Origin of the sequence: Bradyrhizobium sp. MOS001, assembly GCF_004634465.1 — a bacterium.
Taxonomy (GTDB): Bacteria; Pseudomonadota; Alphaproteobacteria; order Rhizobiales; family Xanthobacteraceae; genus Bradyrhizobium; species Bradyrhizobium barranii.
Map to the genome: position 1 here is coordinate 98595 of NZ_SPVJ01000018.1, position 26655 is coordinate 125249.

22 protein-coding genes are annotated in these 26655 nt (G+C 63.2%); 17 read left to right on the forward strand and 5 right to left on the reverse strand.

Annotation, left to right across the window (positions count from 1 at the left end):
• Window positions 1-147: 147 nt before the first annotated feature.
• Both CT676_RS22505 and CT676_RS22510 read left to right on the forward strand, forming a co-directional pair.
• On the forward strand, window positions 148-396 hold the full coding sequence (locus tag CT676_RS22505) for a hypothetical protein (protein WP_071915339.1): 249 nt from the start codon (window positions 148-150) through the stop codon (window positions 394-396).
• A gap of 289 nt (window positions 397-685) precedes the next feature.
• The gene (locus CT676_RS22510; RefSeq protein WP_135215372.1) at window positions 686-1084 is read left to right on the forward strand and encodes a hypothetical protein; all 399 of its coding nucleotides are present in this window, start codon (window positions 686-688) and stop codon (window positions 1082-1084) included.
• A 120-nt stretch (window positions 1085-1204) separates the two neighbouring features.
• On the opposite strand, the gene CT676_RS22515 is transcribed toward CT676_RS22510, so the two are convergent.
• The 3 genes from CT676_RS22515 to CT676_RS22525 all read right to left on the reverse strand — a co-directional run bounded on the left by CT676_RS22515 (window position 1205) and on the right by CT676_RS22525 (window position 5029).
• On the reverse strand, window positions 1205-1405 hold the full coding sequence (locus tag CT676_RS22515; RefSeq protein WP_063984312.1) for a hypothetical protein: 201 nt from the start codon (window positions 1403-1405) through the stop codon (window positions 1205-1207).
• 513 nt (window positions 1406-1918) lie between these two features.
• Window positions 1919-3742 carry a glutamine--fructose-6-phosphate transaminase (isomerizing) gene (glmS, locus tag CT676_RS22520; protein WP_085401027.1) on the reverse strand — a complete coding sequence of 608 codons (1824 nt, stop codon included), beginning with the start codon at window positions 3740-3742 and terminating at the stop codon, window positions 1919-1921.
• 300 nt (window positions 3743-4042) lie between these two features.
• Entirely contained in the window at window positions 4043-5029 is a 987-nt protein-coding gene (locus CT676_RS22525) for an aldo/keto reductase (protein ID WP_244623237.1), read from the reverse strand.
• Between the two features lie 376 nt (window positions 5030-5405).
• Between CT676_RS22525 and CT676_RS22530 the strand changes: the two genes are divergently transcribed.
• On the forward strand, window positions 5406-6413 hold the full coding sequence (locus CT676_RS22530) for an NAD-dependent epimerase (RefSeq protein WP_085401022.1): 1008 nt from the start codon (window positions 5406-5408) through the stop codon (window positions 6411-6413).
• Between the two features lie 389 nt (window positions 6414-6802).
• Entirely contained in the window at window positions 6803-7039 is a 237-nt protein-coding gene (locus tag CT676_RS22535) for a hypothetical protein (RefSeq protein WP_028147263.1), read from the forward strand.
• A gap of 115 nt (window positions 7040-7154) precedes the next feature.
• Here the strand turns inward: CT676_RS22535 and CT676_RS22540 are convergent, their stop codons facing one another.
• A complete protein-coding gene (locus tag CT676_RS22540) occupies window positions 7155-7847 on the reverse strand; it encodes a response regulator transcription factor (RefSeq protein WP_075019340.1) in 693 nt (230 codons plus the stop codon).
• 581 nt (window positions 7848-8428) lie between these two features.
• Between CT676_RS22540 and CT676_RS22545 the strand changes: the two genes are divergently transcribed.
• A complete protein-coding gene (locus CT676_RS22545) occupies window positions 8429-9235 on the forward strand; it encodes a response regulator transcription factor (RefSeq protein WP_205124608.1) in 807 nt (268 codons plus the stop codon).
• 891 nt (window positions 9236-10126) lie between these two features.
• Window positions 10127-10678, forward strand: a complete 552-nt coding sequence (locus CT676_RS44160; RefSeq protein ID WP_167768112.1) for a hypothetical protein — start codon at window positions 10127-10129, stop codon at window positions 10676-10678.
• Window positions 10679-10883: 205 nt separating this feature from the next.
• Here CT676_RS44160 and CT676_RS22560 read toward each other — a convergent pair whose 3' ends face one another.
• Entirely contained in the window at window positions 10884-13154 is a 2271-nt protein-coding gene (locus tag CT676_RS22560) for an MHYT domain-containing protein (RefSeq protein WP_135215374.1), read from the reverse strand.
• Window positions 13155-13602: 448 nt separating this feature from the next.
• Between CT676_RS22560 and CT676_RS22565 the strand changes: the two genes are divergently transcribed.
• The 11 genes from CT676_RS22565 (at window position 13603) to CT676_RS22615 (ending at window position 26651) form a co-directional block, all read left to right on the forward strand.
• Complete coding sequence (locus tag CT676_RS22565) at window positions 13603-14853, forward strand: ABC transporter substrate-binding protein (RefSeq protein WP_014496418.1); 1251 nt, start codon at window positions 13603-13605, stop codon at window positions 14851-14853.
• Window positions 14854-14989: 136 nt separating this feature from the next.
• On the forward strand, window positions 14990-15817 hold the full coding sequence (locus CT676_RS22570) for an AraC family transcriptional regulator (RefSeq protein ID WP_071915370.1): 828 nt from the start codon (window positions 14990-14992) through the stop codon (window positions 15815-15817).
• A gap of 239 nt (window positions 15818-16056) precedes the next feature.
• Window positions 16057-17067 carry a branched-chain amino acid ABC transporter permease gene (locus tag CT676_RS22575; protein ID WP_135215375.1) on the forward strand — a complete coding sequence of 337 codons (1011 nt, stop codon included), beginning with the start codon at window positions 16057-16059 and terminating at the stop codon, window positions 17065-17067.
• A 1-nt stretch (window position 17068) separates the two neighbouring features.
• Window positions 17069-18178 (forward strand): branched-chain amino acid ABC transporter permease, encoded by a 1110-nt coding sequence (locus CT676_RS22580; RefSeq protein WP_135215376.1) that lies wholly within the window; start codon window positions 17069-17071, stop codon window positions 18176-18178.
• Window positions 18171-18953, forward strand: a complete 783-nt coding sequence (locus tag CT676_RS22585; RefSeq protein ID WP_028147232.1) for an ABC transporter ATP-binding protein — start codon at window positions 18171-18173, stop codon at window positions 18951-18953. The genes CT676_RS22580 and CT676_RS22585 overlap by 8 nt, the downstream gene beginning before the upstream one ends.
• Window positions 18946-21159, forward strand: coding sequence for an ABC transporter permease (locus CT676_RS22590; RefSeq protein ID WP_135215377.1), 2214 nt, complete (start codon window positions 18946-18948; stop codon window positions 21157-21159). The genes CT676_RS22585 and CT676_RS22590 overlap by 8 nt, the downstream gene beginning before the upstream one ends.
• A gap of 3 nt (window positions 21160-21162) precedes the next feature.
• Window positions 21163-21996: a phosphoenolpyruvate hydrolase family protein gene (locus tag CT676_RS22595; protein ID WP_063984343.1), complete on the forward strand. Its 834-nt coding sequence runs from the start codon at window positions 21163-21165 to the stop codon at window positions 21994-21996.
• Window positions 21997-22021: 25 nt separating this feature from the next.
• Complete coding sequence (locus tag CT676_RS22600; RefSeq protein WP_135215378.1) at window positions 22022-24934, forward strand: flotillin family protein; 2913 nt, start codon at window positions 22022-22024, stop codon at window positions 24932-24934.
• Window positions 24935-24943: 9 nt separating this feature from the next.
• The gene (locus tag CT676_RS22605) at window positions 24944-25381 is read left to right on the forward strand and encodes an SRPBCC family protein (protein ID WP_014496426.1); all 438 of its coding nucleotides are present in this window, start codon (window positions 24944-24946) and stop codon (window positions 25379-25381) included.
• Window positions 25382-25386: 5 nt separating this feature from the next.
• Window positions 25387-25830, forward strand: a complete 444-nt coding sequence (locus CT676_RS22610; RefSeq protein WP_135215379.1) for an SRPBCC family protein — start codon at window positions 25387-25389, stop codon at window positions 25828-25830.
• A gap of 2 nt (window positions 25831-25832) precedes the next feature.
• A complete protein-coding gene (locus tag CT676_RS22615) occupies window positions 25833-26651 on the forward strand; it encodes an FAD binding domain-containing protein (RefSeq protein ID WP_135215380.1) in 819 nt (272 codons plus the stop codon).
• The last annotated feature ends 4 nt before the right edge of the window (window positions 26652-26655 follow it).

Here is a 26655-nt window from a genome sequence, read left to right on the forward strand (position 1 = left end):
ATTCGCACGATCGTGCTTGCAACGCCGCGTCGGCTCACAGGCCGTTGAAATCCGGTGAGCAATTCGTGCATTTGGACAATGCCCGGCCGTCCATACGTTGATGGGGAGCCGCTTGGTCGGCCTGATGTCATCAAAGGAGAAGCCGAAATGACCACTCTCAAACTCTTGTCGACGGGATTGATTGCAGCCGCCGTGCTCGGGGGACCCGTCATGGCGCGCGAGCACCATTCCGTCATGCGACAGCCCGCGATGACAACCGATACGGCCGCACCGGATGCGCCCTTCTATCAGCAGGGAGGCCGCGTCTGCGTTCCTGCGCCGCGCGTCGGCGCTTTCGCGACGGCGCCGTGGACCGGCAACAACGTGCCTTGCGAGCCCGGCACGGGCAGCTTCTGATCACGGCATTTCCCTGGCCGGCCGGGCGCCTCGGTCGGCCGCTCCTCATCGAACGACGGGGGCGGGCCGGAACGTTCAGCCCGCCCCTTTGTGGGCCGCGGCCCCCGCGGCAGGGTCAACTTCCCTACCGGTGCGCCTCGTTCCTGAAGTCGAATTTAGTGGGATTGCCGCGCATCGCTCCTACCTCTCCTTTCATCACGAGCCTTGTCATCAGGAGCTTTTGGCGACGGCACGACGCGGAAGCGGACTGCATGGATGACCAGGCAGATCGACACGAAAGGAGTGTCCCATGAAACGAGCAATCATGATTTTGGCAACGGCGGCGCTTGCCTCGACCCTGGCCATCGGAGCGGCCGAGGCGCACGGCGGTGGCGGCGGCGGCGGCCACGGTGGTGGCTTTGGCGGCGGCGGCCACGCCAGTTTTGGCGGTGGTGGCTTTGGCGGCGGACATATGGGCTTCGGCGGCGGCGGCGCGCATTTCGGCGGCATGGCGCGTGATGGAGGCTTTGGCGGCGAACATCTCGGATTCGGCGGTCATGCCGGCAACGGCGGCATCGGCCTGCGCCAACATGCGTTCCACCGCTTTGGTCGCGATCGACCCGGATACGGATTCTACGGCGCCTATCCAGATTGCTACGATTGGTACGAGCTGCACCCCGACCAGCCGTTGCCGCTGAGCTGCAGCTAGTCTGCACACACGGCGCTCCGCCGTCGGTCCAGACCTACCGCGGAGGTTGCGGTCCCGGCCCGCTCACGACTTGGCCGAGCCTGGCTCGGCCATTTTGCGATGCTGGTTTGCCAGCAAGCTCTAGGAGGGGCGGAAGCCCGGAGGCATCGTTCGCCAGACTTTGTCTTTGAGGCAATAGGCACGGGCGCCCTCGGGAATATCTTCGGCGGCGCCGCCCTCATGTTGCTCGTAAAGGAGCGCCGGGAACAGCCTCCCTTTGATCACCTTAATCATATCACCACGTCGAATGTCCGCGCCGGCCGTTCCCGTCAAAACCGACATGATCCCTCGCGAAGCGCACGTAGCATGCCAAACGAGCTCGTCGACCGGACGGGCTTGCCTGAAGCTATCTCGAAGCGGAACGGTCTTCCAATAACCCGAAAGGACTACTCCCTGAACGGGCTGCCCTTGCCGCCTGATGCCGAAGAGTCTGCGAGGATCCGGCTGCGGAGCGCGCGCAAGGCGGCTGGTTCTGAGGAGTTGTGTATCTCAAGTCCGAGCCGCATCGCCCCCGAGACGACCCACTCGCTTCGTCGGATGGAAGCAGCCTCCAGGACCTAGCTCGTTTCTTGGCAGCAGCGGCCCCGCCAACGCGGTTACAATATAGCGGGGCCGCCTGCCCTGCGGACGTCGGTGCTTAACCTGGGCCCGAAGGCCACCAGATTTTACCCCGAGCCGCTGAGAACGCGGATTGGTCGAAAGAGGCACCCATTTCGGAGCGTCCCGGTCTGTCAGACCAGCATCCTGCTTTCGACAGCACCTCTTTCTGAAGCGGAAGTGGCGCGACCGGACCGGCTATTCGACGGTCACGGACTTCGCGAGATTCCGCGGCTGGTCCACGTCGGTCCCCATAATCGCGGCACTGTGATAGGCAAGGAGCTGTAGCGGCACCGCGAGAGCCAGCGGCGCCACGATCGGGGGCATATCCGGTAAGGCCAGGACCGAGCAACCACTGGACGCGGCGAGTGAAGCACCTCTCTCGTCGGTCAAGAGGATGATGCGGCCCCCACGGGCGATCACCTCCTGCATGTTCGACATGGTCTTTTCGAACGTCGCGTCGTACGGCGCAATGACGATGACCGGCAGGCCCTTGTCGATCAGCGCGATTGGTCCATGTTTGAGCTCACCGGCCGCATAGCCCTCTGCGTGAATGTAAGTGACCTCCTTGAGCTTGAGGGCACCCTCCAATGCCAGCGGATAATTGGTGCCCCGGCCTATGAACAGAGCGTCTCTGGCCCTGGCGATCTCACGCGCGAGCTCATGGACTTTCGGCTCCAGTTCGAGCGCGCGCGCCATATAGCCTGGAATCTCGGCAAGGGCCCGGACGAGTGATCGCTCGTCTTCGGCCGAGAGCACACCGCGACTACGACCGGCAGCGATTGCAATGCAGAGCAAGATTGCCAGCTGACAGGTGAACGCCTTTGTCGATGCGACCCCTATTTCCGGACCGGCCAATGTGGGCATTACGATGTGGCTCGAACGAGCCATCGTCGAGGTTTGCACGTTGACGACAGAGAGAATACGCTGGCCGTGGGTCTTGGCGAACTCCAACGAAGCGAGCGTGTCGGCCGTTTCGCCGGATTGCGACACGAAAATCGCCAGATTGCCCGCGCCAAACGGAACATCGCGATAGCGGAACTCCGAAGCAATATCGATCTCGACCGGGAGCTTGGCGTAGCGCTCGAACCAGTACTTCGCAATCAGACCGGCGTAGAAGGAGGTCCCGCAAGCTACAATCGACACGCGATCGACTGTCCCGAAGTCCACATCCACGCCTGCCGGCAACCTGATCCTCCCGTCGGGCGCGATATATTGCGCAAGCGTCTGCCCAACCACCTTCGGCTGTTCGTGAATCTCCTTCGCCATGAAGTGGCGATGCTCGCCCTTGTGAACAATCACGGCGGCACCAGCGATTTTGGCCGACGTACGGCGCAGGCGCGCGCCGTTCACGTCGATAAACTCGATCTGCTCTCGGGTCACAACGGCGAGATCGCCGTCCTCAAGGTAGGCGACAATATCCGTCAGAGGCGCGAGCGCCATCGCATCCGACCCCAGGAACATTTCGCCGCAACCGTAGCCGACAGCAAGCGGCGAGCCCTTTCGGGCACCGATCAGGAGATTGTCGTGCCCCTCGAACAGGAAGGCGAGCGCGAACGTTCCGCTCAAGCGCGGGAGCACCTTACGCACCGCTGCGACCGGCTCGTATCCGTTCTTCCGCTCGCGGCTAACGAGATGCGCAACCACTTCGGAGTCGGTTTCGGTCGCAAAATGTGCACCGGCCGCTTTGAGATCATTGCGCAACTCTCGATGGTTTTCGATGATCCCATTGTGCACGATCGCCACACCATCAACCATGTGAGGATGCGCATTCGTCTCATCGGGACGGCCGTGCGTTGCCCAGCGGGTGTGACCAATTCCGATCCGCCCGGCAAGCGGCTCCAAGTCGAGCCGACTCTTGAGGTTCACGAGCTTTCCGACCGCACGACGTCGCGTCAGCAAACCGTCCTCGAGAGTGGCAATACCGGCTGAGTCATATCCGCGATATTCAAGCCGCTTCAGCGCATCCAAAAGAAGAGCAGAGGCTGGGCCCCGCCCGACGACACCAACAATTCCGCACATGGCCTCTCTCCGAGCAACTACCAACGGCCCCGCGAAGCGCGCCGCCAGGCGCAACCGCGATCGCGGGCAATCTCCTAACGCGACGGCATCGGCCTGGCCCCCTCACCTTTGGCCTGCCCTGCTGCGCATGCTTCGGCGAGACGCTCAAGCTAGCCGCCTCCCGGCCGCCCGCGCGCCTGTCGAATATCGTCGACAACATTGGCGAGTAGTATCGTGGGACGCGAATTCTAGCACGCGCAGCCGCCGATTGTATGATGATGACGGAGTAGACCTCATACCCATAAGCTCCGCACTTGATCGCTACACCGACGCACGCATGACCAATCGTTCGGTTTGCCGCGGCCCGTTCGAGAGCTCGGCGACGATGCGATTGAGCTGATGAAGCGCCGGGATTTGCGCTGACCGGCGCAGATTGAACGCGAGATGCTCTTTCCGAAACATCGAAAACAGTGAGACTCCTGTAGAGTTCGTTGCCAGCGCGTAATCCACGACGAAGGCAGCAGCGATCTCGGTGAGGTCGCCCCGGTATCCCATCTCGTAAAGGCCGTTCAGTATTTCCTTCTCCGATCCCAGCCTCGCGACAAGCGGATCGACGCTCGAGAATGATCCATACGTGACAAACGTCCTGCGCCGCGCAATCTCCGTCGATCTCTGAAGATTCGGCTCGAGCGGATTATTCGCGATCTGTATCAGCCGATATGGTAGAGATTCATGGAGGTCGTCAATTCCGCCCTCGTTATTGCCCGCAATCGAAATTGCGCGGGCTTTCCCGTCCTGAACGATGCGCTCGACCGCTCGAATGATGTCTTCGCGAACGACCTCTTCGCGGGTGGGACGGTGGAGAGCAAGCACATCTACATAATCCGTGCGAAGTCGCCTCAGGCTATCCTCGATGCTCGTCCTGATCAGCTCGGCCGATAGCGGCACTTTGAAGGGCTTCGACTTCATTGCGGAGAGGCGCGGTTGGATCCCGGGAAACACCGCAAGAGCGGCGCGCGCTATCGGCTTCAGGATCCGCTTAACGGCGGAGGTATCACGCGGGCGCATCCCGACCTTTGTGCAGATATAGACGCTGCCGCGCTTCCCTGATGCGAATTTGCCCCAGATCGACTCGGCCATCCCATCGCCATACGAAGGCGCCACGTCGTACCAGGTTATTCCGGCGTCGTATGCGCGCTCGAGCCCCTCGGTCCCCCTGCGAGCCCCAACGCGCCCTCCGAGCGACGCGCAGCCGAAACCGATGCTCGATACATTCGCGCCGAGAGCATCAACACGGACCATCTTCATCGCAAACACCCCTGACCACGCCGTTTGCGCTCAAGTCACCGACGTCGATCGTTCGACAGCGCGTACTCCAAGCCGACGGCCACGTCGGGCAAGCCCGCCGCTGAAACAACTCTGCAGGTTTGCCTGGCTTCATCTTCATGCAAATGGATGATGACGCGGTTCGCTCGGACATTAAATACGCTACGCCCCTGGAATTTGAGGACAGCGGCGAGGATGCACGGAGTAACCCGTTCGAGCGGCTGCTGGCAGCTCGGCTCCGCCGCCATCGTCAGGTGCGCTCATTTGCGCAATCGAGATGCGGCGCGATTGAGAGCTAACTTTCTGCGATCGATGGCGCCTTTTTCGCCGTTCGAACTCCATCTAACTTGGACAGCGAATGTCATCTCGCTCAGAGCAAGTTGCCGACGACGTCCTGGTGACCGGAGCTGCTGGCTTCATCGGTTTTCATGTTGCACGTCGACTGCTCGATGAAGGGCGTCGTGTCGTCGGATTGGACAACATCAACAGCTACTACGATCCCGCCTTGAAGCGCGCGCGTCTCGACATTCTGCGCCGCGATCCGCGTTTTTCCTTCGTGCAGATCGATCTTGGACATCGGTCGACGATGGCCGAGTTGTTCGCAAAACATCGTTTTGCGAGAGTGGTCCATTTGGCCGCTCAGGCCGGCGTCCGGCATTCGATCGATCAGCCGCACGCTTATGTCGACGCCAATCTTGAGGGGTTCCTCAACGTCCTCGAAGGCTGCAGGCATAACGCCTGTGGTCATTTGATCTACGCATCATCATCGTCCGTGTACGGCGCCAATGCCGAGTTACCATTTTCGACCCGGCATAGGGCCGACCACCCCGTCAGCCTCTATGCCGCGACGAAGAAAGCCAACGAGCTGATGGCCCATTCTTACAGCCACCTGTACCGGCTCCCGGTCACCGGCTTACGGTTCTTTACGATCTACGGCCCGTGGGGCCGGCCCGACATGGCGATATTCCTGTTCGCCGACGCGATCGTCAAAGGCAAGCCGATCAAGCTCTTCAACCATGGCCGGATGCGGCGCGACTTCACCTATGTCGACGACGTCACTCGCGTCATCTCGCGGCTGATCGAGCGCGCTCCGGAGGACAACGCCGATGCGGCGGGCGCACCGGCCAAGCTCTACAATGTAGGCAATAACCGCCCGGAAGCGCTGATGCACGTCCTCGAATTGATCGAGAAAGAGCTGGGACGAACCACGGCGAAGGAAATGCTGCCAATGCAGCCTGGGGATGTTCCGGAAACGTTTGCCGACGTTGGCGATCTCATGCGCGATACCGGGTTTTCGCCCTCCACCCCTATCGAAACCGGCATATCCAATTTCGTCCGCTGGTATCGCGACTACTACCGGATATGATTTTTCGAGATCATCTCCCCAAGGGTCAAACCGTCCGCTCCCGAGCGATCGGCGTATCGGTTGCAATTTCTGCGCGGCGGTGATGGACGACCAGGCGGGACTTGCGAAAAGAGCGCGGCCCCGGCGGGGGCATTGGGGATTCGCAGGGCCGGGGCCGCAACGCTGCGCCGAAGTGGGCTCCGTCGACGCAACATCATCGTAGTCCTCGAGAAGCAATTGTTCATTCTGAATTCGTGATCATAGAGATCAACGTCGGGGTACCCATCAATGATGATTGAGCCCTCCTAGAATAGCCGCTTGCTATGCGCGCCCCTGCGATGCGAAATCTCGACCGTGATGCGGGGGGCTCGCTGCAGTCATCGGAATGTTCGCGTTGTCCGGAGACATCCATGCCGCGGTATTTCTTTCATATCCACGACGGTCATTCAGTGCTCGACGATGTCGGACTTGATCTCCCCGACATTTCCGCGGCACGGACTACTGCGATCGAACTGAGCGGCGAGATCCTCAAGCACGACGTGATGGACCCACTCCTGCATTACATTTCCTGGCAGGTGGAAGTCAGCGACAGCCCCGAGCTTGGCGGCCGGTCGCTGTTCGTTCTTCAGTTCTCCATCGAGGGATAAGAGACCGAAAACGCAGCTCTGCCGGCGCTTGCGCAATCTGAAGGTGCAATAGTCGCTCGGCTGGGCTTCGGCGAAATGCCCGCATATCGCACTGCAAACAGTGCGATATGATGTCTTAGCGCTCCCCGGGCACCGGATCCGATCCAGCATGCGCCGGTTTGTCCTGCGCCGAATTGGCGCGGTCATCCTGCGAGATGGCGAGGGCAGCAAGCGCAGTGCGATTGCCGATTTCAAGCTTCTGGAAAATGTTGTGGAGGTGAACCTTGATGGTGCCATCCGCAATGTTGAGCCGGCGGCCGATTTCCTTGTTGGACAGGCCACGAGAGACCAGGCGCATGATCTGCCGCTCGCGCTCGGTGAGCACCGCGAGCGCACTTTCCGGATTCGGACTCTGCTCGCGAGGCGCGGCCTGATCGGTGGGTGATAACGGAACAACGGTCTGGCCGTTGGCAATGTCTCGCAAGCCTTGCACCACGGCTTGGCCTGTCATCTCCTTGAGAAGGACACTGTACCCGGCGGGGGCGCCCGCCAACACAAGATCATAGTCCTCGCTGGGCGCGAAGAACACAAACCGCGTTGGTCGGCTGTCCGAATGGCTGAGCGAATTGTTCATCAGCGCGGTCAGCTCCGGCATTGCCGCATCCATGATCGCTATGTCGGGCGCAAGCGTCAAAATTGCCTGGATGCAACTCGCAGCATCGCCGCAGGATGCAACGACCTCAAAATCGGATTCTGAACCGAGAACACTTGCGAGACCCTGCAAAACCATTGGGTGTCGGTCTGCAATCACTACAGTCGCACGACGCATCGGGCGCTCCCTAACCTGCCGCCCCCAAAATTCCCGCGATTGAAGCTACAGGCCCCCGCCCTTGCCGCTCCAACATCAATTGATCACCAACAAATAAACTTCGAGCAATTCCCTAAAGTATCATTTGGCGTAGCGGACCTATGAGGCAAATAACCGCACGAGTCTGTGATCGCAATATACATCAAGTTCGCCGGATCAAAGGGCCGTATGAACCCGGTGGTCACGGCTCACAACCGCTGGAGAGCAGTCTTGCCACTTGGCAAGTTCGAAAGCATCGCGATGGAGCAAGGCTTTCGCGAACGGATTCACCCGCTCAGGGCGAACATTCAAAGGTTGAATCAGTATTCTCTTTCGCCCCCAAGTCAATCTCTGACGGCCGTTCACCAACAGCTTGAGGACCCATCGGCCTATAACCAAAGGTATATAGGCAAAATCGAAAGATCGAATCTAACCTTCAGTAATTATTAACTAAACGGCGCCCGGCTTCTGTAAATCAGAAAAACCGGGCCATGAGACGCTTTGTTCCTTTTCCTGCGTGTTTCCATTCAAGTTGTGTCATTGCGTTGGTTGCGGAGGGTAAGATGAGGAGGCGGCAATCCTGCAAAGTTGTTTTGATCGGACGAAATATTTTGCTGCGAGAGGGAATTTCTCAAATACTGCATGCGGCAGATTTTCAAATTGCGGTCTCGGCCTCGAGCACCGATGAAGTTACAAGCACACTCCAGGCACATCAGCAGCTCCTGTTTGTGATTATCCACAGCACCGGCGAATTCGATGCAGCCATGAAGCACATCGGGTTTGTAAGAGAGCACTATCCGGACGCGCGCGTCGCGATCGTTTCGGACCACTACCGGCCGGATGAGTTGATCGCGGCCTACAAGGCCGGCGCCAGCGGCTACTTCGTCGACGTCAATTCATGCGACGCTTTCATCAAGTCCATCGAACTCGTGACGATGGGCGAGACGGTGTTTCCACCGGCTTTCCTGTCATTCGTGCTCGATAGCGGTTTCGATCGCGAGCCTCAGCTTCAGCCAGCGATCGAAGAGCGATCAAATCTCCTCGTTGCGGCCGAAGAACGGATAGCACCTCATCTGTCACCGCGAGAGCGGGCGATTCTCTCCTATCTGATCGAGGGCAATTCCAACAAGTGCATTGCGCGAAAGATCGATATTGCCGAGGCGACCGTGAAGGTTCACGTCAAGGCGATCCTGCGCAAGATACGGGTCCAGAACAGGACGCAGGCCGCAATTTGGGGAATGAACAACGGATCACTGGTGCGGGTCTCGAATGGTCACGCGCTGCCGTTGTCAATCGATCGGGAACCTACGCTCAGCCTCGTGTCAAGCGACCGCGGACGTCACGAAATCGACGCCTCAGAGCCGGACTAGCCTGGCCGATCGGCCTGACGCCCATCACGCCCTCAACAAATCCCGGGCGGCCCCTGTACGCGCCGCCCAGCTAGCCGCGCCGGACTGATCTATCGATCGAGAGGATCAGAGCCTGCCCGTGCATCCGCAACATTTCGAGACGTCTCCTGCATTCAAATGATGCGCGTTGCGACTCAGCTAGAAAGCATCGGCGACCAATATTCCTGGTCGCCGCAGGAGCCTGGCCATCCGGGACGAGCCGTTTGCCGATACATCGCAGATCCCGACGCTGCTTCTATCTGGACGCGCAAATACAAGCACGGCCCGCACCAGCTCAACCAGCAGCCGCAGTTCCTGGCGACGAAAATTGCGGAAGCATTAGGTGCCGGCATGCCTTGCCTCTAGCGCCGTGGCTGGAGAGCTCTTTTTGATAGCGCGCGCGAATCGAATTTGTCCCACCCGTTCGCTGTGCCGCGCGCTGGCGATTTTTCGAGTAGAATCAGCTCATTTGCTGCCGAGGACGTCATCTCAGGGTCGGCCCAAACGAACCTCAAGTTTCCGCCGGGTTCACGAATTCAGGTAAAGCCGGCAGCCGGTCCTCGCTTATCTGGAAAGACCGGGACCGTGGTTGGGGCCGGATACTATCCGAAGAGCCTCCGCGTCATTCTGGACGGATCGAAGGGACCAATTACTCTTCACGTGGACTACGTGGCCATGATCGACACGTGAAGCGGGCGCAGCGTTCACGGCCCCACTCGCGGCAGAAGGCGCTCTTCAACGACGCGTTTTGAGTTACTCCAGAAGTATAGCCGGCCCCTGATCCAGCATTGGGCCGCTCTTTTGACCCATTTCAGCCAATCTTTGTTAGTTGCTCGTTGCTCGGGGCAGGATCCATCAATCCCGGAGCCTGCGATGTTCAAGCAAGTTATTTCTGCGTGCTGCCTCGTTGTGATCACCTCGCTCAATTCCGATGCACGACCCTATCGCATGCAGCACGCCTCTGAATGCAACGTCACCATGCCATGCGACTTCTCGAACTACGCGCAAATCCCGAACCAGCGAAGAGAGGCGCGAGACTCATTGCGGATACACCGAACCAAACAACTCTCCGTCGTCGCCAATACAAATATTGCGGCGTCTGATAGTCCCGTCAGCACTCGGATCGTTGGCGGCCGCCCCGCGGGCTGCCCCTCCTCATTCTGCGGTTGTGCCGCAGCCCTGCGCCTGTTTGGTCGCATCGTTCCGGAATTGAATCTCGCGGCAAACTGGCTGAGATTTCCGCGTACGTCGCCGGCACCAGGAATGGTCGCGGCAAGACGCGGGCACGTTTTCGTCCTCGAGCAGCACATCGGGGGCGACGTCTGGATGGCGTACGACGGCAACTCAGGTGGACGCGCAACAAGAATACACGCGCGTTCTTTGAGGGGGTACACGGTTGTGAATCCGCGCGCGACGCCGACTTGAATTTAGCCCTTTATCGAATCGGCAACACAGTTGCCAAGCACCGGCATGCTTTCACCGGGACAGCGGCAATCTCTCGTCGCTGAAGCGCCGTTATTCTCTCCGGTCGAAGCACGATCTAATGGCTCAACGCAATCATATTGGTTGGTCGCGGAGCTGGAGGCAAATGTGCTGGCGGCACCGATCGGCGGCCGTCAGCCCGACACCGTCAGGCGACGACAGATCTCGCGCTCTCCCGCTCTCGCATCGCTCCCTCGATAGCCTTCTCAAGGGCAGCCTGATCGAACGGCTTCGACAGGCGGCGCAGATTGGAACGCGCGTCGATGGGAAGCTCCGCATACCCGGTGCTCAGGAGGATGACCGTACCGGGACGCTCCACGACCACGGCTTCAGCAAGCTGCAGGCCGGTCATGACCGGCATCGCAAAGTCGGTGACGACGAGTTCGATGGTCTGCGTGCGGCGGAGGAGATCCAATGCCTCTTCGCCCGAGCGTGCCTCGACCACCGCATGCCCGAGATCCTCCAGCATTGCCGCCGTATTCTCGAGCACGAGAGGATCGTCGTCGACCAGAAGCACAGAAAGCCGGCGGTCGGCCCGAAGCATGGGTGCCGGGGACTCCGCGCGCGGTGCTGGCAGCGCGGCCTCCTCCTCGGCCACCGGCAGCCAGATCTCGGCCGTCGTGCCCACCCCAAGGCGGCTCTTCAAGACGAGCCTGCCGCCGGACTGCTCGGCGAGGCCGTGAACCATCGATAGTCCGAGCCCGGTGCCTTTGCCGATACCCTTCGTCGTGAAGAACGGCTCCTGAGCGTGCTTCAGCGTTTCCTCGTCCATGCCGCAGCCGGTGTCGCTCACCGAGAGCGCGACGTAGCGGGGAGCGCCAGCTTCGTGCTGCTCGTCTCGGGCGGAGATGGTTATCAGGCCGCCGGCCGGCATCGCATCACGCGCGTTTACGGCGAGATTGAGGATGGCCAGTTCGAGTTGGTTGGCGTCAATCTTTACGTTTGGCAGGTCCAGCGGAAAGAGTGTGTCGATACGGACGCCTGCCTCGAATTTCAGCAGTGACGCCATGCCCCGCACCAGTGCGGCGATATCGACGACAGCCGGCTTGAGATCCTGTTTGCGAGCGAAGGCAAGCAAGCGCTGGGTTAGCAGAGCGCCCCGCTGCGCGCCTTGCATCGCGTTGTCCACGAGACGCTGTATCTTCGGATCGTCTGTTTGCAGGCGTTTTTTCAGAAGCTCAAGGCTGCCCAGAACGGCGGCGAGCAGGTTGTTAAAATCGTGGGCCACGCCGCCGGTAAGCTGACCGATGGTCTCCATTTTCTGCGACAGCGTCAGCGCTTCGCGTGCCCGATCCAGCGCGTCCTGTGCCCGCCTCCTCTCGCTGATGTCGCGCACGATCTTGGCAAACCCAGTGATCAAGCCGCTTTCATTCCGTACCGCGACCAGGGTTGCCTCTGCCCAGAAACGGCTGCCATCCCGGCGCACGCGCCAGGCTTCCACTGCTGACTTGCCGTACCGCTCCGCCTCAAGGAGAGCACGTGCTGGCGCCCCGGACGCGCGGTCTTCGTCGGTATGAAGGATCGCGTAGCTGGTCCCGACGATGTCGTCGCCATAATCCATCAGCCGGCGCGCGCCGAGATTCCAGTTTCCCACGGACCCATTCGGCTCGATCATGAACATGGCGTGATCGGCGATGCCCTCCACCAGGAGCCGAAAGCGTTCTTCACTTCGCCTCAGCGCGCTGGCCTCGCGTTGGGCGCGCTCCGCCGAGGCCCGATCGTAGACGGCAGCGGCAATCCCGAAGCTCAGGATCAGGATGGTGGCGCCGGCGAGCAGAAATGCCAGCGGCGCCCGACCCACGAAATGTCCAGCGTGTCCCGCCATGGTGTTCGCAGGCTCGAACGAGGCACCTTCCATAGCTGCGTAATGCATGCCGGAGATCGCGAGACCCATGACAAGTCCTGCAAACAGCCGCTGCGTCGCACTTGTCTTGCGAAAGGCGAGCGAGAGCGCCACGACCGAAGCGCACATCGCGATCACGACCGAGAGCACGACCCACCGAGGATCGTACGCGACGGATGCCGCCATTCTCATCGCGCCCATGCCCGTATAGTGCATGCCGGATATGGCGAGCCCCATCGCAAGGCCGGACACCAGGAGCGCCTGCGGGCGTCTTCCGACCGCGGCAAAGGCCGCGGCCGCGACAACGATGGGGACGACAAGCGATAGAAAGGTGAGGATTGGATCGTAGGAGATATCGACCCCAGGCAGCCTGAAGGCCAGCATGCCGACGAAATGCATGGACCAAATGCCGCCGCCCATGGCCGTCGCCGCGGCTGCAAGCCAAGCCGGACGAGCCCGCCCGGACGCGGCACGCATCCGGGTCGCGAGGTCGAGCGCTGTGTAGGAGGCGAGCGCGGCGATCAGGATCGACAGCGCCACAAGAACGGGATCGTGAGAGGCCGTATGGTGATTCATTTCCACCAGATGGTAATGGAAATCTGGGGCAAATTCACCCTAGGTTGAATAGCGGCGGCGGGATCAGGGCCGGCCGGCCGCGATCCGTGGCACCCTGTCGGCAAATTTAAGCTGGATCCAGCCGTCGGGGGGCTGTTTCCGCCCCACCCTCCCTTGGGGATTTGAACCGGACCAGGCCTGTGCTGGGTCAGGCTCCATGCACGGACCAAGCGGAGGATCGTGCCCCTCACGCACCGCCCTTCAAATTGGGCAAGCCGGCCGCCTATTGCACCGCGAAGCCAATTGCGCCGCAACATTCAAAATGAGACTGCCCGTCAAGCCGCACGATGCGCCCATACGTGCACTGCATCCGACTTCGGTTAGCCTTCGTTCAACAGCCGGGCGCCTTTCGGGAGCCACGGCGCCGCGCCAATTCAGCGAAAAATTTGGCCATAGAGGGAGGAATGAAATGTTGAAATGCAGTGTGGGACTGATCGCGCTAAGCAGCCTTTTCCTTTCAGGCGCGGCAATCGCCCAGGAAAAGATCAAGGTCGGCGTCACCGCAACGCTGGAAGGCACCTACACGGTGCTCGGCGAGGACGGCATGCGCGGCCACCAGACGGCGCTCAATGTGCTTGGCAAGAAGGTCGGCGACAAAGAGCTTGAATTCATCGTTGCCTCGACCGACGCGACACCGGATTCCGCGGTGCGCGCCGTGCGCAAGCTGATCGAGCAGGACAAGGTGCAGATCCTGTTGTCGCCTCTCTCCGGCGACGAGGGCATTGCGGTCAAGAACTTCGCTAAGACCCATCCCGAGTTGACCTTCATCAATGCGGCATCCGGCGCGCAGGAGACGACCTATGTCGATCCCGCTCCGAACTTCTTCCGCTACAACATGGACGGCGCGCAGTGGCAGGTGGGCCTCGGCAAATACGCCTATGAAACCAAGAAATATCGCAAGATCGCGACCGTCGGCGAGGACTATTCCTTCATCTACACCCAGGTGTTCGGCCTCGTGCTCGAATTCTGCGGCGCCGGCGGCCAGGTCACCAACCGGCAATGGGTGCCGCTCGGCACCAAGGATTTTGCCTCCGTCATCGCGGCGCTGCCCGACGATGTCGATGCGATCTATCTCGGCCTCGGCGGTGCGGATGCCGTCAACTTCCTGAACCAATACCAGCAGGCCGGCGGCAAGGCGCATCTGATGGGCGGCTCCATCATGATCGACCAGACCATCCTGTCCTCGAAGGGCAACGCCAAGAATGCGCTGGTCGGCACCATCGCGGCGAGCGGCCAAGCCGACACCTGGGAGGATCCGGGCTGGCAGAAGTTCGTGAAGGCGTATCAGGACGCGTTTCCGCCCAACAAGCGCTTCCCGAGCCCATCGCTTCTTGCGACCAACTACTACGGCTCGACCATGGCGCTGATCCTCGCGCTCCGTGAGGTCAATGGCGATCTTTCCAACAACCAGGCCAAGTACAAGGAGGCGCTGGCCAAGATCGAGATCGACGCACCGAACGGCAAGATCAAGCTTGACGCCAACCGCCAGGCGATCGGCACCAACTTCGTCACCGAGGTCGTCGATGACGGCAAGGGCGCGCTGTTCAGCAAGGTCGTGAAGGTGATCCCGAACGTGAACCAGACGCTCGGTTACGATCCGGCGGTGTTCGCCAAGATCGGACTGCCGAGCCGCACGGTCCCGGAATGTAAGAAGTACTGACGCATTCACCGTCGCTCGTTTCGCATGCTCTCCGGCAACCGGGAGCGATTTGCAGGCGCGATATCTTGCGCTCTTGCAATCTCGCCCCGGTTGTTGAACGCTGACTGAAAAGACAAGAACATTCAGGAGGGAAGGCATGAGCCGGGCGCTTGCCGTCTTTCACGGCCGGTTCGGTCGGGCGACGGTCTATCAGTTGAACCGCCCCTTCAACGTGCACGCACATCGCGAAGGTCATCTGATCTTCCATGTTGGCGGCCAGTCCGCATGCATCGACGTCTGTAACGGGCACTACGACCTTACGGAAAGCTCCATCGTCGCGGTCAATCCTTGGGAGCCTCACAATTTCCTGCCGTCCGATCTCGACGGTGGCGCGATCTTCTTCGTGCTCTACGTCAATCCGGAGTGGTTCGCCCCCGATGCGCCCGGCGCCGACCGCCTGCGTTTCGGCCGCACCCAGTTCAAGCGCACGGTCGCACTCGACAAGCACATCAGACGAACCGCAGCGCTTGTGTGCGGCGCACCGTCGCTCTCCAGCCTCGATGCCGAGCTGCGGCGGCTGATCGACATCTGCTACGACGAAAGCTGGCAGCAGGCCGAGATCGCGCGCGACGCGCGCACGGCCGGCGCCGTCACCGACTTCCGCGTGCGCAAATGCATCAAGCTGATGTCGGAAAGTCCGGGCGCCGAAATGGAGCTCGACACGATCGCGCGCGAATCCGGCCTATCGCGACCGCATTTCTACCGGCTATTCCGCACCCAGACCGGCGTCACGCCGCATCTCTACCTCAACACCCTGATCATGGAACAGGCGCTGGAAGCCCTTGTCGCCGGCGAAGCACCGATCGCCGACATCGGCTTCGACCTCGGCTTCTCCTCGCAAAGCGGCTTCACACGCTTCTTCACCGCCAATGTCGGGATGGCGCCGACCGATTACCGCCGCGCCGCCAAGGTTTTGCGGGCCTGACCGCGCGCGAAAAGATACTGACGATCAAACGCTCCCCTTGTGCCCTCGCTAAGATGGTCGGAACGCGATCCCGAAAAGAGGATCGCAAGTCCGGGAGGACGCACGTCCATGGCGAGGTACGCAGCCTACGCAAGGCTGTTCGACCAGCGTTCAAAACATGAGGCAGGGCGAGGTCGAAGCGGCCTGATCGCGCCCTCTTCCCGTTTGCGGGGGCGCCAGGCGGGGATGAGGCAGTTGACATGACGCGCTTCGTCGAACGTCATCCGGCCTGGGCCCTGATCGTGATCGTCGCGATCGCGCTCGCACTGTGGCTGACCTTGGCGGTGTGGCCGCCCGGACTTGAAGAGGCGATCGGCCGCAAGCGGGTCTTCCTGAACGCCGTGTTCAACGGCATCACGCTCGGCGGCCTCTACTTCCTTGTCGCCAGCGGTTTCACCCTGATCTTCGGCCTGATGCGCAACGTCAACCTCGCGCACGGCTCGCTGTATTTGTTCGGCGGCTATGTCGGCTACGCCATCAGCGCCTCGACCGGCTCCTGGCTCCTCAGCTTCATCGTCGCCTTCATCCTGACGGCGCTGGTCGGCGTCCTGCTTCAGCTCATCGTCTTCCGCCGCATGGAAGGCCAGGACTTGCGGCAGACCATGGTGACGATCGGTCTCTCGATCGTTTTCGCCGATCTCATGCTGTGGGCTTGCGGCGGCGACTTCTATCAGATCCAGACACCGAACTGGCTGATCGGCCCGATCGAGCTGCCGCTGGTCACTGCGGTGAAATCCTCGGGCGAACCGGTCTATCTCCGCTATCCCCTGGTCCGGCTGGTGATCTTCGCCGCGTCCGTCGTGATCGGCCTGGCGATGTGGCTGGCGCTCAACCGCACACGCATCGGCATGATCATCCGCGCCGGTGTCGACGATCGCGACATCCTGGCCGCGACCGGAGTGCGGAACCAGCTCGTCTTCGTGCTGGTCTTTGCGCTCGGTGCCGGGCTTGCCGGCATCGCCGGCGTCGTCGGCGGCACCTTCCAGTCTCTCTCGCCTGGCGAAGACATCCGCTTCCTGCTTGCCTCGCTCGTCGTCGTCATCGTCGGCGGCATGGGCTCGATCCCCGGTGCCGCGCTCGGCGCGCTCATCATCGGCCTCGCCGAACAGCTTGGTTCGGTCTACATCCCGACCTACGCCATCGTCGTGACCTTCCTGATCATGGTGCTGGTACTGGCAGTCCGGCCGCAAGGCCTGTTGGCGAGGCGCTGAGATGTCGCTCGCCCACGACGCCCGCGTCACCGTTCGTCCCGCCGCAGCCGCGCAGCGCCCCACCTTGCGCGGATGGCCGGAGATCAACAATCCCGCAGCCTGGATTGTCGCGGCCATTCTCCTGATCATGCCGCTGATAGCCAACGGCTTCTTCCTGATCGAGATCTTTGCGACCACGCTGATCCTCGGCATCATGGCGCTGAGCCTGATGTTCCTCGCCGGCTACGGCGGCATGGTCAGCCTGATGCAGCTCACCATCGCAGGCTTCTCCGCCTATATGGTCGCGGTGTTCGGCGTCAGCGGCAACGCCAATATCAGCCTGGGTTGGCCGTGGTGGCTCGCGGTCCCGATGGCGCTCGCGCTCGCGACCCTGTTCGGCACGCTTGGCGGCGCGCTGGCCGTGCGCACCGAGGGCATCTACACCATCATGATCACGCTCGCGATCGGCGCGGCTTTCTATTATTTCACCAACCAGAACTGGGCGATCTTCAACGGCCATACCGGCATCAACACCGTCGCCACGCCGCATTTCTGGGGCGTCAACTGGCGCGCCGACATTCCTTTCTATTATATCGTGCTCGCGGTTGCTGCGCTGTGCTACTTCGCCGTTGAATACATCTCCCGCGCACCATTCGGCCTGGCGCTGCAAGGTGTGCGCGACAATCCCCGCCGCATGGCGGCGCTCGGCTTTAACGTCAATGCGCACCGCGTCGCCGCCTACGCCTTCGCGTCCTTTGTCGCGGCGCTGGCCGGCGTTCTCCAGGTCTGGAACTACGGGCAGATCTCGCCGGGATCCGTGAGCGTCGGCGCCTGCATCGATATCCTCATCATCGCCGTCGTCGGCGGCATCACGCGTCCCATCGGCCCCTTCATCGGCGCGCTGATCTTCGTGCTGCTACGCACCTTCGCGCTCGACTTCCTGGTCAAGCTCGGGCTCGACGGCAACCGTTTCCGGCTGCTGATCGGCCTCGGTTTCCTCGCCATCGTCTTCTGGTCCTCGGACGGCGTGATCGGGCTCTGGCAGAGCTGGCGACAGCGCCAGCGATCCGGCGCGGCCCGTTCAAGCGAACGTCACGGCCGAGGATCTGGTCAAGGATCCGGTCATGGATAGCGTCGCGCAACGCCTCTCAGCCGTCGGCGCCGGCGCGGCGCTGGAGCTTCGCGGCGTGACGCGCCTGTTCGGCGCGCTGGCCGCGCTCACCGACGTCACCATTACCGTGCGCCCCGGCGAGCGGCGCGCGGTGCTCGGCTCGAACGGTGCCGGAAAAACCACCCTGTTCAACTGCATCACCGGCGATTTCCCGCCCTCCTCCGGCACCATCCGGTTCTTCGGCGAGGACGTCACCCACTTCCCGCCCTACGAGCGCATCCGCCGCGGCCTGCGCCGGACCTACCAGATCTCAGCGCTCTTTCCCGGTCTCACCGTCCAGGACAACGTCTACCTCGCCTGCCGCGGCGTCTCGCGCGGACGCTTCTCGTTCCTGCGCCCCGGACAGAACGACGCGCTGATGAGCGCGGCCGATAATCTCGTGCAGGCCGTCCATCTCACAGGCGTGAAGGACCAGCGCGTCGCGGAGCTTGCGCATGGCCAGCAGCGTCAGCTCGAGATCGCACTGGCGCTCGCCGGCGCGCCGCGCTTCGTGTTGTTCGACGAGCCGGCCGCGGGCCTGTCTCCGACCGAGCGTGCCGAGCTGGTCGAGATCCTGACCTCGCTGCCGGCGCATATCGGCTACATCATCATCGAGCACGACATGGACGTGGCGCTACGCGTCGTCGAGAGCGTCACGATGATGCACAACGGGCGCATCTTCAAGGAAGGCCTGCCGCAGGAGATCGAGTCCGATCCAGAGGTGCAGGAGCTTTACCTCGGAGGCGGCCATGAATGAGGTCCGCCGCTCCGCCGCCGCCCTCGAAGTCCGCGGCCTCGACGTCTACTACGGGCATTCGCATGCGCTGCAAGGCGTGGACCTGACGCTCGAAGCCGGCGTATTCTCGGTGGTCGGTCGCAACGGCATGGGCAAGACCACGCTGTGCAAGGCGATCATGGGGCTGGTGCCGGTCAGCGGCGGCTCGATCCGCGTCCGCGGCGACGACGTCACCCGGCGGCCGCCCGCCCACATAGCTCGGCTTGGCGTCGGCTACGTGCCGCAGGGCCGGCGGCTGTGGCGCTCGCTCAGCGTCGACGAGCATCTGCAGCTTGCCGCGGGCCTGCGGCGCGGGGCTTGGACGGTCGAGCGCATCTACGAGACCTTTCCGCGATTGGCCGAGCGCAAGGACCATGGCGGCGGCCAGCTCTCCGGCGGCGAGCAGCAGATGCTGGCGATCTCCCGCGCGCTGCTCACCAATCCGCAGCTCCTGATCATGGACGAGCCGACCGAGGGGCTTGCGCCCGTCATCGTCGCCCAGGTCGAGGAGATGCTGGTACGGCTTGGCGAGGACGGCGACATGTCCGTGCTCGTGATCGAGCAGAACATCGGTGTGGCCACGGCCGTCTCGCGCAACGTCGCGATCATGGTCAACGGCCGCATCAACCGCATCATCGATTCCGCGCGCCTTGCCGCGGACCGGGAGTTGCAGCAGCGCCTGCTCGGCGTCGGCCTCCACGCCGAGCTCGAGCCCGCCGTCGACGTGCCGGCTGCAGGCACCGGGGCGAAGGCCGCACCGCAGCCGTCCCGTCCAGGCGGCCCGATCCGCGTCTACATCTCCAACCCGACGCCCCCCACCCGATGGTCGCAGCCGGTCCCGATCGCCCGCATCGAGGCCGCCGCCCGCACGCTCTCGACCCAGGTGGCGCGTCTCGACGAGACCGCCCGGCGCCGGCGCGAGCCGGTCGCGGCGCAAACGCAGGGCCCCCCGGTCGTGCTCGTCGTCGGCACGCTCGACACCAAGGGCACGGAGCTTCGCTTCATCCGCGACATCATCGCCGGGAGCGGCCTGCGCACGCGACTGGTCGATGTCTCCACCAGCGGCCGGCACGCAACCAGCGACGTCTCCGCCCAGGAGATTGCCTTGAACCATGGGCGCGGCGGATCGGCGGTGTTCGGACCCGACCGCGGCGCTGCCGTCACCGCGATGGCCGATGCCTTCGCCAGCTGGCTGCGACGCCAGAGCAATATTGCCGGCGTGATTTCGGCGGGCGGCTCGGGCGCAGCGTCACTGGTCGCGCCGGGGATGCGGACCCTCCCCGTCGGGGTGCCCAAGCTGATCATCTCCTCCGTCGCCTCCGGCGACGTCGGACCCTATGTCGGCCCCGCCGACATCACCATGATGCATTCGGTCACCGACGTGCAGGGCCTCAACTCGATCTCGCGTGCCGTGCTCGCCAATGGCGCCAATGCGCTGGCCGGCATGGTCAGGGCGCGCCTCGATCAGCACGCGCGGAAGGATCTCGGCGATGGCGGATTGCCGTCGGTCGGCATCACCATGTTCGGCGTCACCACGCCGGCGGTCCAGAAGATCGCGGCCGACCTGCGCGAGGATTTTGAGTGCCTCGTGTTCCACGCCACCGGCGTTGGCGGCCGCTCAATGGAGAAGCTCGTCGATTCCGGGCAGATCGCCGGCGTCATCGATCTCACCACCACGGAAATCTGCGATCTCCTGATGGGTGGCGTGTTCCCGGCAACCGACGACCGCTTTGGTGCGATCATCCGCGGCCGCCTGCCTTACGTCGGCTCGGTGGGCGCGCTCGACATGGTGAATTTCGGCGCCCCGGACACCATTCCCGAGCGCTACCGCGGCCGCAAATTCCACGTCCACAACCCCCAGGTCACCCTGATGCGGACCACGGCCGAGGAAAACGAACGCATGGGCCGCTGGATCGCCGATCGGCTCAACCAGATGGACGGCCCGGTGCGCTTCTTCCTGCCCGAGGGCGGCGTCTCCGCGCTCGATACACGAGGACAGCCGTTCTGGGATCCCGATGCCGATGCGGCGCTGTTCCGTGCGCTGGAGCGGAACGTGCGGCGGACCGCCAACCGTCAGCTCATCCGCGTCCCCAAGAACATCAACGATCCCGAGTTCGCCTCCATCATTGTCAGCGCGTTCCGGACCTCGTTCGGCCGCACCGGGGCGCGCCGGAGACTAGCGAGGTGACCGATGGCCCGGTTTGAACGCGCAGAACTGTTGAAACGCTTCCGCGACATGGCAAAGCGCGGCGAGCCCATCATCGGCGGCGGCGCCGGCACCGGCCTGTCGGCCAAGTGCGAGGAAGCCGGTGGCGTCGATCTCATCGTCATCTACAATTCCGGCCGCTATCGCATGGCCGGCCGCGGCTCGCTCGCAGGATTGATGGCTTATGGCGACGCCAACGCCATCGTGCTGGAGATGGCCGGCGAAGTGCTGCCCGTCGTGACCAAAACGCCAGTGCTCGCTGGCGTCAATGGCACGGATCCGTTCCGCGACATGGACGTTTTCCTGGACCAGCTGAAGGCCCTCGGTTTCGCCGGCGTGCAGAACTTTCCGACCGTCGGCCTGATCGACGGCGTGTTCCGCGCCAATCTCGAAGAGACCGGCATGTCCTACGCGCTCGAGATCGACATGATCGCCAAGGCGCGCGAGAAGGACCTGCTGACGACGCCCTACGTCTTTACCGAGAAGGAAGCCGCCGCGATGGCGATCGCGGGCGCGGATATCATCGTCTGTCACCTCGGCCTCACGACCGGGGGCACCATCGGCGCGCAGACCGCGCCCAAGCTCAAGGATTGCCCGGCGCGCATCGATACCTGGGCCTCCGCCGCGCTCAGCGTCAATCCGGACATTCTGGTGCTCGCCCATGGCGGACCGATCGCCGATCCGGACGACGCCGATTTCATCATGAAGAACACCCGCTACTGCCACGGCTTTTACGGCGCCTCCTCGATGGAGCGGCTGCCGGTCGAGCGGGCGCTGACGGATCAGGTACGCAAATTCAAGGCGATCGGCGCGCGATAACGCCGGAAGGTCGAGGGAGGGAAATATGTCAGGGACTCTGGTCGGTGAATTGATCCTCTGGCTGATCGTCGCCATCGTGGTGATCGTGGTCGGCGTCTACATCGTGAACTGGCTCTACCATCGCTCCTCCAAGGAGACCTCATTCGTCCGGACCGGCCTGCTTGGCGAGCGCGTCGTGATCAACGGCGGCGCCTTCGTGCTGCCCTTCATCCACGATTACACGCCGGTCAACATGAACGTGCAGCCGATGGGCATCGTGCGCTCCCGGCAGGACGCCGTGATCACCCGTGACCGCATGCGCGTCGACATCGAGGCTGACTTCTATGTCCGCGTTCAGGCGACCCGCGAAGCCGTGTCCATCGCCGCCGCCACGCTCGGCCGCCGCACCATGGAGCCCGAGAAGCTCCACGCCCTCCTCGCCGGCAAATTCATCTCCGCGATCCGTTCGATTGCCTCGGAGATGACCCTGGAGCAGATGCACGAGCAGCGCGGCGAGTATGTGGCCCGCGTCAAGGCGAACGCGGCTGAGGCCCTCGCTCAGAACGGACTCGAGCTGGAATCCGTTGCGATCACCGATCTCGACCAGACCGATCTCGAATTCTTCAATCCCTCGAACCGCTTCGACGCCGAAGGTCTGACACGCCTGATGGAGGACATCGAGGCCAAGCGCAAGCTGCGCAACGACATCGAGCAGGATTCGATGATCAAGATCCGCTCCCGCAATCTGGAGGCCGAGCGACAGGCCCTCGAGATCGAGCGCGAAAGCGAGACGGCGCGCCTCGAGCAGGAGCGTGACATCGAGATGCGCCGCGCCCTGCAACGCACCGAGGTCGCGCGTGAGCGGGCCTTGCGCGAGACCGAGGCCGAGCAGGCGCAGATTTCCGCGCGGGAGACCATCGAGAAGGCACGCATCGCCAACGACCAGGCGATCGCGGAAGCCCGCATCGCCTCGGAGCGCGAGACGCGCCAACGGGAGATCGAGCGCACCCGCACCATCGAAGAGAAGGAACTGTTCGCCCGCGAGGAGATCGAGAAGACCCGGATCGCTAACCAGCGCTCGATCGACACCAGCCGCATCGCCTCCGAGCGCGAGGTGCGCCAGCGCGAAATCGAGCGGATGCGTACTATCGAGGAAGCCGAGATCGCCGCCCGCGAGGCGATCGAGAAAGCGCGCATCCAGCAGGACCGGGTGGTGACCGACGCCCGTATTGCCAATGAAGAAGAGACACGGCGCCGCGAGATCGAGCGGACCCGCGCCGTCGACGAAGCCGAGATCGCCGCCCGCGAAGCGACCGAAAAGGCCCGCATCGCCCAGACCCTGATTGTCAATGTCGAGCGCATCGCGTCAGACGAGCGCACCCGCGCGCTTGAGATCCAGCAGGTGCGCACGATCCAGGAAGCCGAGATCGAGGCCCAGCGCGCGGTCGAGGCCGCGCGCATCGCCCGCGAGCGGACGCTTGCCGCCGAGCGCATCGCCGCTGAGCAGAATACGCGGCAATTGGAGATCGAGCGGAACCAGGCACTCGACGTCGCGGGAATCAGCGCGCGCGAAGCCACCGAAGCCTCCCGCATCGCCCAGGAAGAACGAGTTCGTTCGCTCGAGATCGCCCGCAACCGCGCCGTCGAGGAAGCCGATATCGCCTCCCGCGAAGCGATCGAGGCCGCGCGCATCGCGCAGGAGAAGGCGATCGCGGCCGAGCGGATCCAGGCCGACAGGGAGACCAAGGCGCTGGAGATCGAGCGAACCGCCGCAGTCGAGGCGGCTGACCTCAAGCGGCGCGACGTGATCGAGCGCCAGCGCATCGGCGTCGATCTCGCGCTGGAGTCCGAGCGGATCAATTCGTCCAAGAAGCGCGAAGTGCTCAATATCGAGCAAAAGAAGGCGATCGAGATCGCGGACGAGGACCGCGTCATCGCGCTCTCCACCAAGCGCTCCGAACGCATCGACGCCGACCGCCAGGTCAAGCAGGCCGAGATCGTCGCACGCAAAGACGTCGAGACCACCGACGTCTCGCGCGAGCAGGCGCTGGAGGCGGCGCGGATCGAACGCCGCCGCTCGATCGAGCAACTCGAGGTCGCCCGCGTCCAGTCGCTCCAGGAAGCCGAGATTGCCGCGCGCGAGGAGGTCGAGCGCGCCCGCATTGCCTCCGATCGCGGCCTGGATGAAGCCCGCATCGGCCGTGAGCGCGAGCTGCGGAAGCTCGAAGTCAATCGCGAGAAGGAGGTCGAGACCGTTCTGATGGAGAAGGCGATCGCGATCCACCTGAAGTCGCTGGAAGAATCCGCCGCCAGGGCCTCGGCCGAGGAAGCGCGGATACATGCGACGGAGGCCACCGAGCGCGTCATCACCGCACGTGAAAACGAGATCGCCAGGCGTCGCAAGAGCGTGGAAATCGTGATCGCCGAGAAGCAGGCCGAGGAGACCCGAATTGCCGCCGAAGCCGAACGCGTGCGCGCGGCCGTCGAGGCCGAGGCGCAGCGGCTGCTCAACGAGGCCGAGAACGTGCTGACCGACCAGGCTCGCTACTCGCTGTTCCGCAGAAAGCTGCTCGACCGCATCGAAGGCATCGTGCGCGAGAGCGTCAAGCCAATGGAGAAGATCGAGGGCATCCGCATCCTCCAGGTCGACGGCCTCAACGGCAACGGCCATGGTGGCAATGGCGGCCGCAGCGCCACCGACGAGGTGATCGACTCGGCGCTGCGCTACCGCGTCCAGGCGCCGCTCATCGATTCGCTTCTGGCGGATATCGGCGTCGAGGGCGGCAGCCTCGCCAAGATGCCGGGCCTGATCCGCGAGGCCCGCGACATGCAAGGCATCAAGGAGTCCGCCCGCAAGGGCGGCGGTGGAGGCGGAGGCGGCGAGAAGCCGGCTGCAGCTCCCTCGCCTTCCACCGAGGGCGAACCGTCCGCGGAGCGCAGCCCCCGGAAGAAGAGCTGAGGTCGCATCATGGCCCGCGTCTATGTCTCAACCGTCGTCAATGCGCGCAACGATCGCGTCTGGGCGCGGGTGCGCGACTTCAACGGCATGCCGAACTGGCATCCCGCGATCGCGGAAAGCCGGATTGAGGGCGGCGAGCCCTCGGACAAGATCGGCTGTGTCAGGGATTTTCGCCTGCGCAACGGCGACCGCATCCGCGAAAAGCTGCTCGGCCTTTCCGACTACGACATGTTCTGCACCTATTCGATCCTGGAATCCCCCATGGGCGTCGAGAATTACGTCGCGACGTTGCGGCTAACGCCGGTCACCGACGGCGACCAGACCTTCATGGAGTGGACCGCCGAGTTCGACTGCGCACCCGAACGGGAAGCGGAGCTCGTCGGCAATATCGGCGGCGGCGTGTTCCAGGGCGGCTTCGACGCCCTCAAGCGCCAGTTCGGAGGGTGAGCTCCGTGCCGCATATCGTCAAGAGCACGATCCTGGATGCGTCCACCGATGCGGTGTGGAACGTGCTGCGCGATTTCAACGGACACGATCGCTGGCATCCGGCGGTCGCGAGCTCCACGATCGAGCGCGCGCACTCCCCTGACAAGATCGGCTGTGTCAGGCGCTTCAAGCTGCAGGATGGATCTGAGCTGCGCGAGCAATTGCTGGCGCTGTCCGATCTCGAGCAGACCTTCAGCTATTGCCTGCTCGATACGCCGGTGCCGATGTTCAACTACGTGGCGCATGTCCGCCTGCTGCCGGTGACCGACGGCGACCGCACCTTCTGGCACTGGGAGTCGCGCTTCAGCACCAGGCCGGAGGACCGCGATCGCATCATCCACATGGTCGCAGAAGACATCTATCAAGCCGGCTTCGAGGCGATCCGCCGGCACTTGAAGGAGGCGGCATAGCAATGGCCGTGACAGTGAAGACTTTTGCCAGCACCAGCGAAGCGGCCGGCGCGCTGTCGGCAGATCGCGGCGCACGCTATCTCGGCGGCGGCACGCTGGTGATGCGGGCGCTGAACGAGGGTGACGTCTCGGTCTCGACCGTCATCCGCGCCAGCGACCAAGCCCTGACCCGGATCGACGCGTCGGGCCCGCGCGTGACGCTCGGGGCCGGCATCACCTTCGCAAGAGTCCTCGCCGAGCGCGACCTCGGCTTCCTGCACGCCCCTGCCCGCTCGATCGGCGGACCTGCGGTGCGCAACATGGGCACGGTCGGGGGCAACCTGTTCGCGCCAAGTCCCTATGGCGACTTCACGGTGGCGCTGCTTGCGCTCGATGCCACCGTCGCCGTGCAGGGCGGCTTTGGCACGCGCGACATCGCCATCGAAGAGTTCTTGCAGTCGCGCGAGCGGCAGGCCGGCACGCTGGTGCTCTCGGTGTCCTGCGCACGGCCGGCGAGCGCGGACGCCTTCCGCTATCACAAGGTCGCCCGTATCAAGCCAAAGGGCGGCTCCGTCATTACGCTCGCAGCCCATCTGCCGATCAGCGGCGGGCGGATCGCCGGGGTACGGATCGCGCTGGGCTCGATGGCGCCGACCCAGATTCGGGCACGCGCCGCCGAGCGTGTGCTCGAGGGACGCTCGCTGGATGCCGCGACCATCGGGGCCGCGGCGTCTGCCGTCACCGAGGGCACCTCACCCTTCGACAACGCGCTCGGCAGCGCCTGGTATCGCCGCGAGATCGCCGGCGTCCATCTGCGCCGTCTCCTCTCGGGTCAGGAATAGCTCG

Coding starts and splice junctions, on each gene's coding strand:
- CT676_RS22505 (WP_071915339.1), top strand. CDS start 148: ATGACCACTCTCAAACTCTTGTCGACGGGATTGATTGCAGCCGCCGTG.
- CT676_RS22510 (WP_135215372.1), top strand. CDS start 686: ATGAAACGAGCAATCATGATTTTGGCAACGGCGGCGCTTGCCTCGACC.
- CT676_RS22515 (WP_063984312.1), bottom strand. CDS start 1,405: ATGTCGGTTTTGACGGGAACGGCCGGCGCGGACATTCGACGTGGTGAT.
- glmS (WP_085401027.1), bottom strand. CDS start 3,742: ATGTGCGGAATTGTTGGTGTCGTCGGGCGGGGCCCAGCCTCTGCTCTT.
- CT676_RS22525 (WP_244623237.1), bottom strand. CDS start 5,029: ATGAAGATGGTCCGTGTTGATGCTCTCGGCGCGAATGTATCGAGCATC.
- CT676_RS22530 (WP_085401022.1), top strand. CDS start 5,406: ATGTCATCTCGCTCAGAGCAAGTTGCCGACGACGTCCTGGTGACCGGA.
- CT676_RS22535 (WP_028147263.1), top strand. CDS start 6,803: ATGCCGCGGTATTTCTTTCATATCCACGACGGTCATTCAGTGCTCGAC.
- CT676_RS22540 (WP_075019340.1), bottom strand. CDS start 7,847: ATGCGTCGTGCGACTGTAGTGATTGCAGACCGACACCCAATGGTTTTG.
- CT676_RS22545 (WP_205124608.1), top strand. CDS start 8,429: ATGAGGAGGCGGCAATCCTGCAAAGTTGTTTTGATCGGACGAAATATT.
- CT676_RS44160 (WP_167768112.1), top strand. CDS start 10,127: ATGTTCAAGCAAGTTATTTCTGCGTGCTGCCTCGTTGTGATCACCTCG.
- CT676_RS22560 (WP_135215374.1), bottom strand. CDS start 13,154: ATGAATCACCATACGGCCTCTCACGATCCCGTTCTTGTGGCGCTGTCG.
- CT676_RS22565 (WP_014496418.1), top strand. CDS start 13,603: ATGTTGAAATGCAGTGTGGGACTGATCGCGCTAAGCAGCCTTTTCCTT.
- CT676_RS22570 (WP_071915370.1), top strand. CDS start 14,990: ATGAGCCGGGCGCTTGCCGTCTTTCACGGCCGGTTCGGTCGGGCGACG.
- CT676_RS22575 (WP_135215375.1), top strand. CDS start 16,057: ATGACGCGCTTCGTCGAACGTCATCCGGCCTGGGCCCTGATCGTGATC.
- CT676_RS22580 (WP_135215376.1), top strand. CDS start 17,069: ATGTCGCTCGCCCACGACGCCCGCGTCACCGTTCGTCCCGCCGCAGCC.
- CT676_RS22585 (WP_028147232.1), top strand. CDS start 18,171: ATGGATAGCGTCGCGCAACGCCTCTCAGCCGTCGGCGCCGGCGCGGCG.
- CT676_RS22590 (WP_135215377.1), top strand. CDS start 18,946: ATGAATGAGGTCCGCCGCTCCGCCGCCGCCCTCGAAGTCCGCGGCCTC.
- CT676_RS22595 (WP_063984343.1), top strand. CDS start 21,163: ATGGCCCGGTTTGAACGCGCAGAACTGTTGAAACGCTTCCGCGACATG.
- CT676_RS22600 (WP_135215378.1), top strand. CDS start 22,022: ATGTCAGGGACTCTGGTCGGTGAATTGATCCTCTGGCTGATCGTCGCC.
- CT676_RS22605 (WP_014496426.1), top strand. CDS start 24,944: ATGGCCCGCGTCTATGTCTCAACCGTCGTCAATGCGCGCAACGATCGC.
- CT676_RS22615 (WP_135215380.1), top strand. CDS start 25,833: ATGGCCGTGACAGTGAAGACTTTTGCCAGCACCAGCGAAGCGGCCGGC.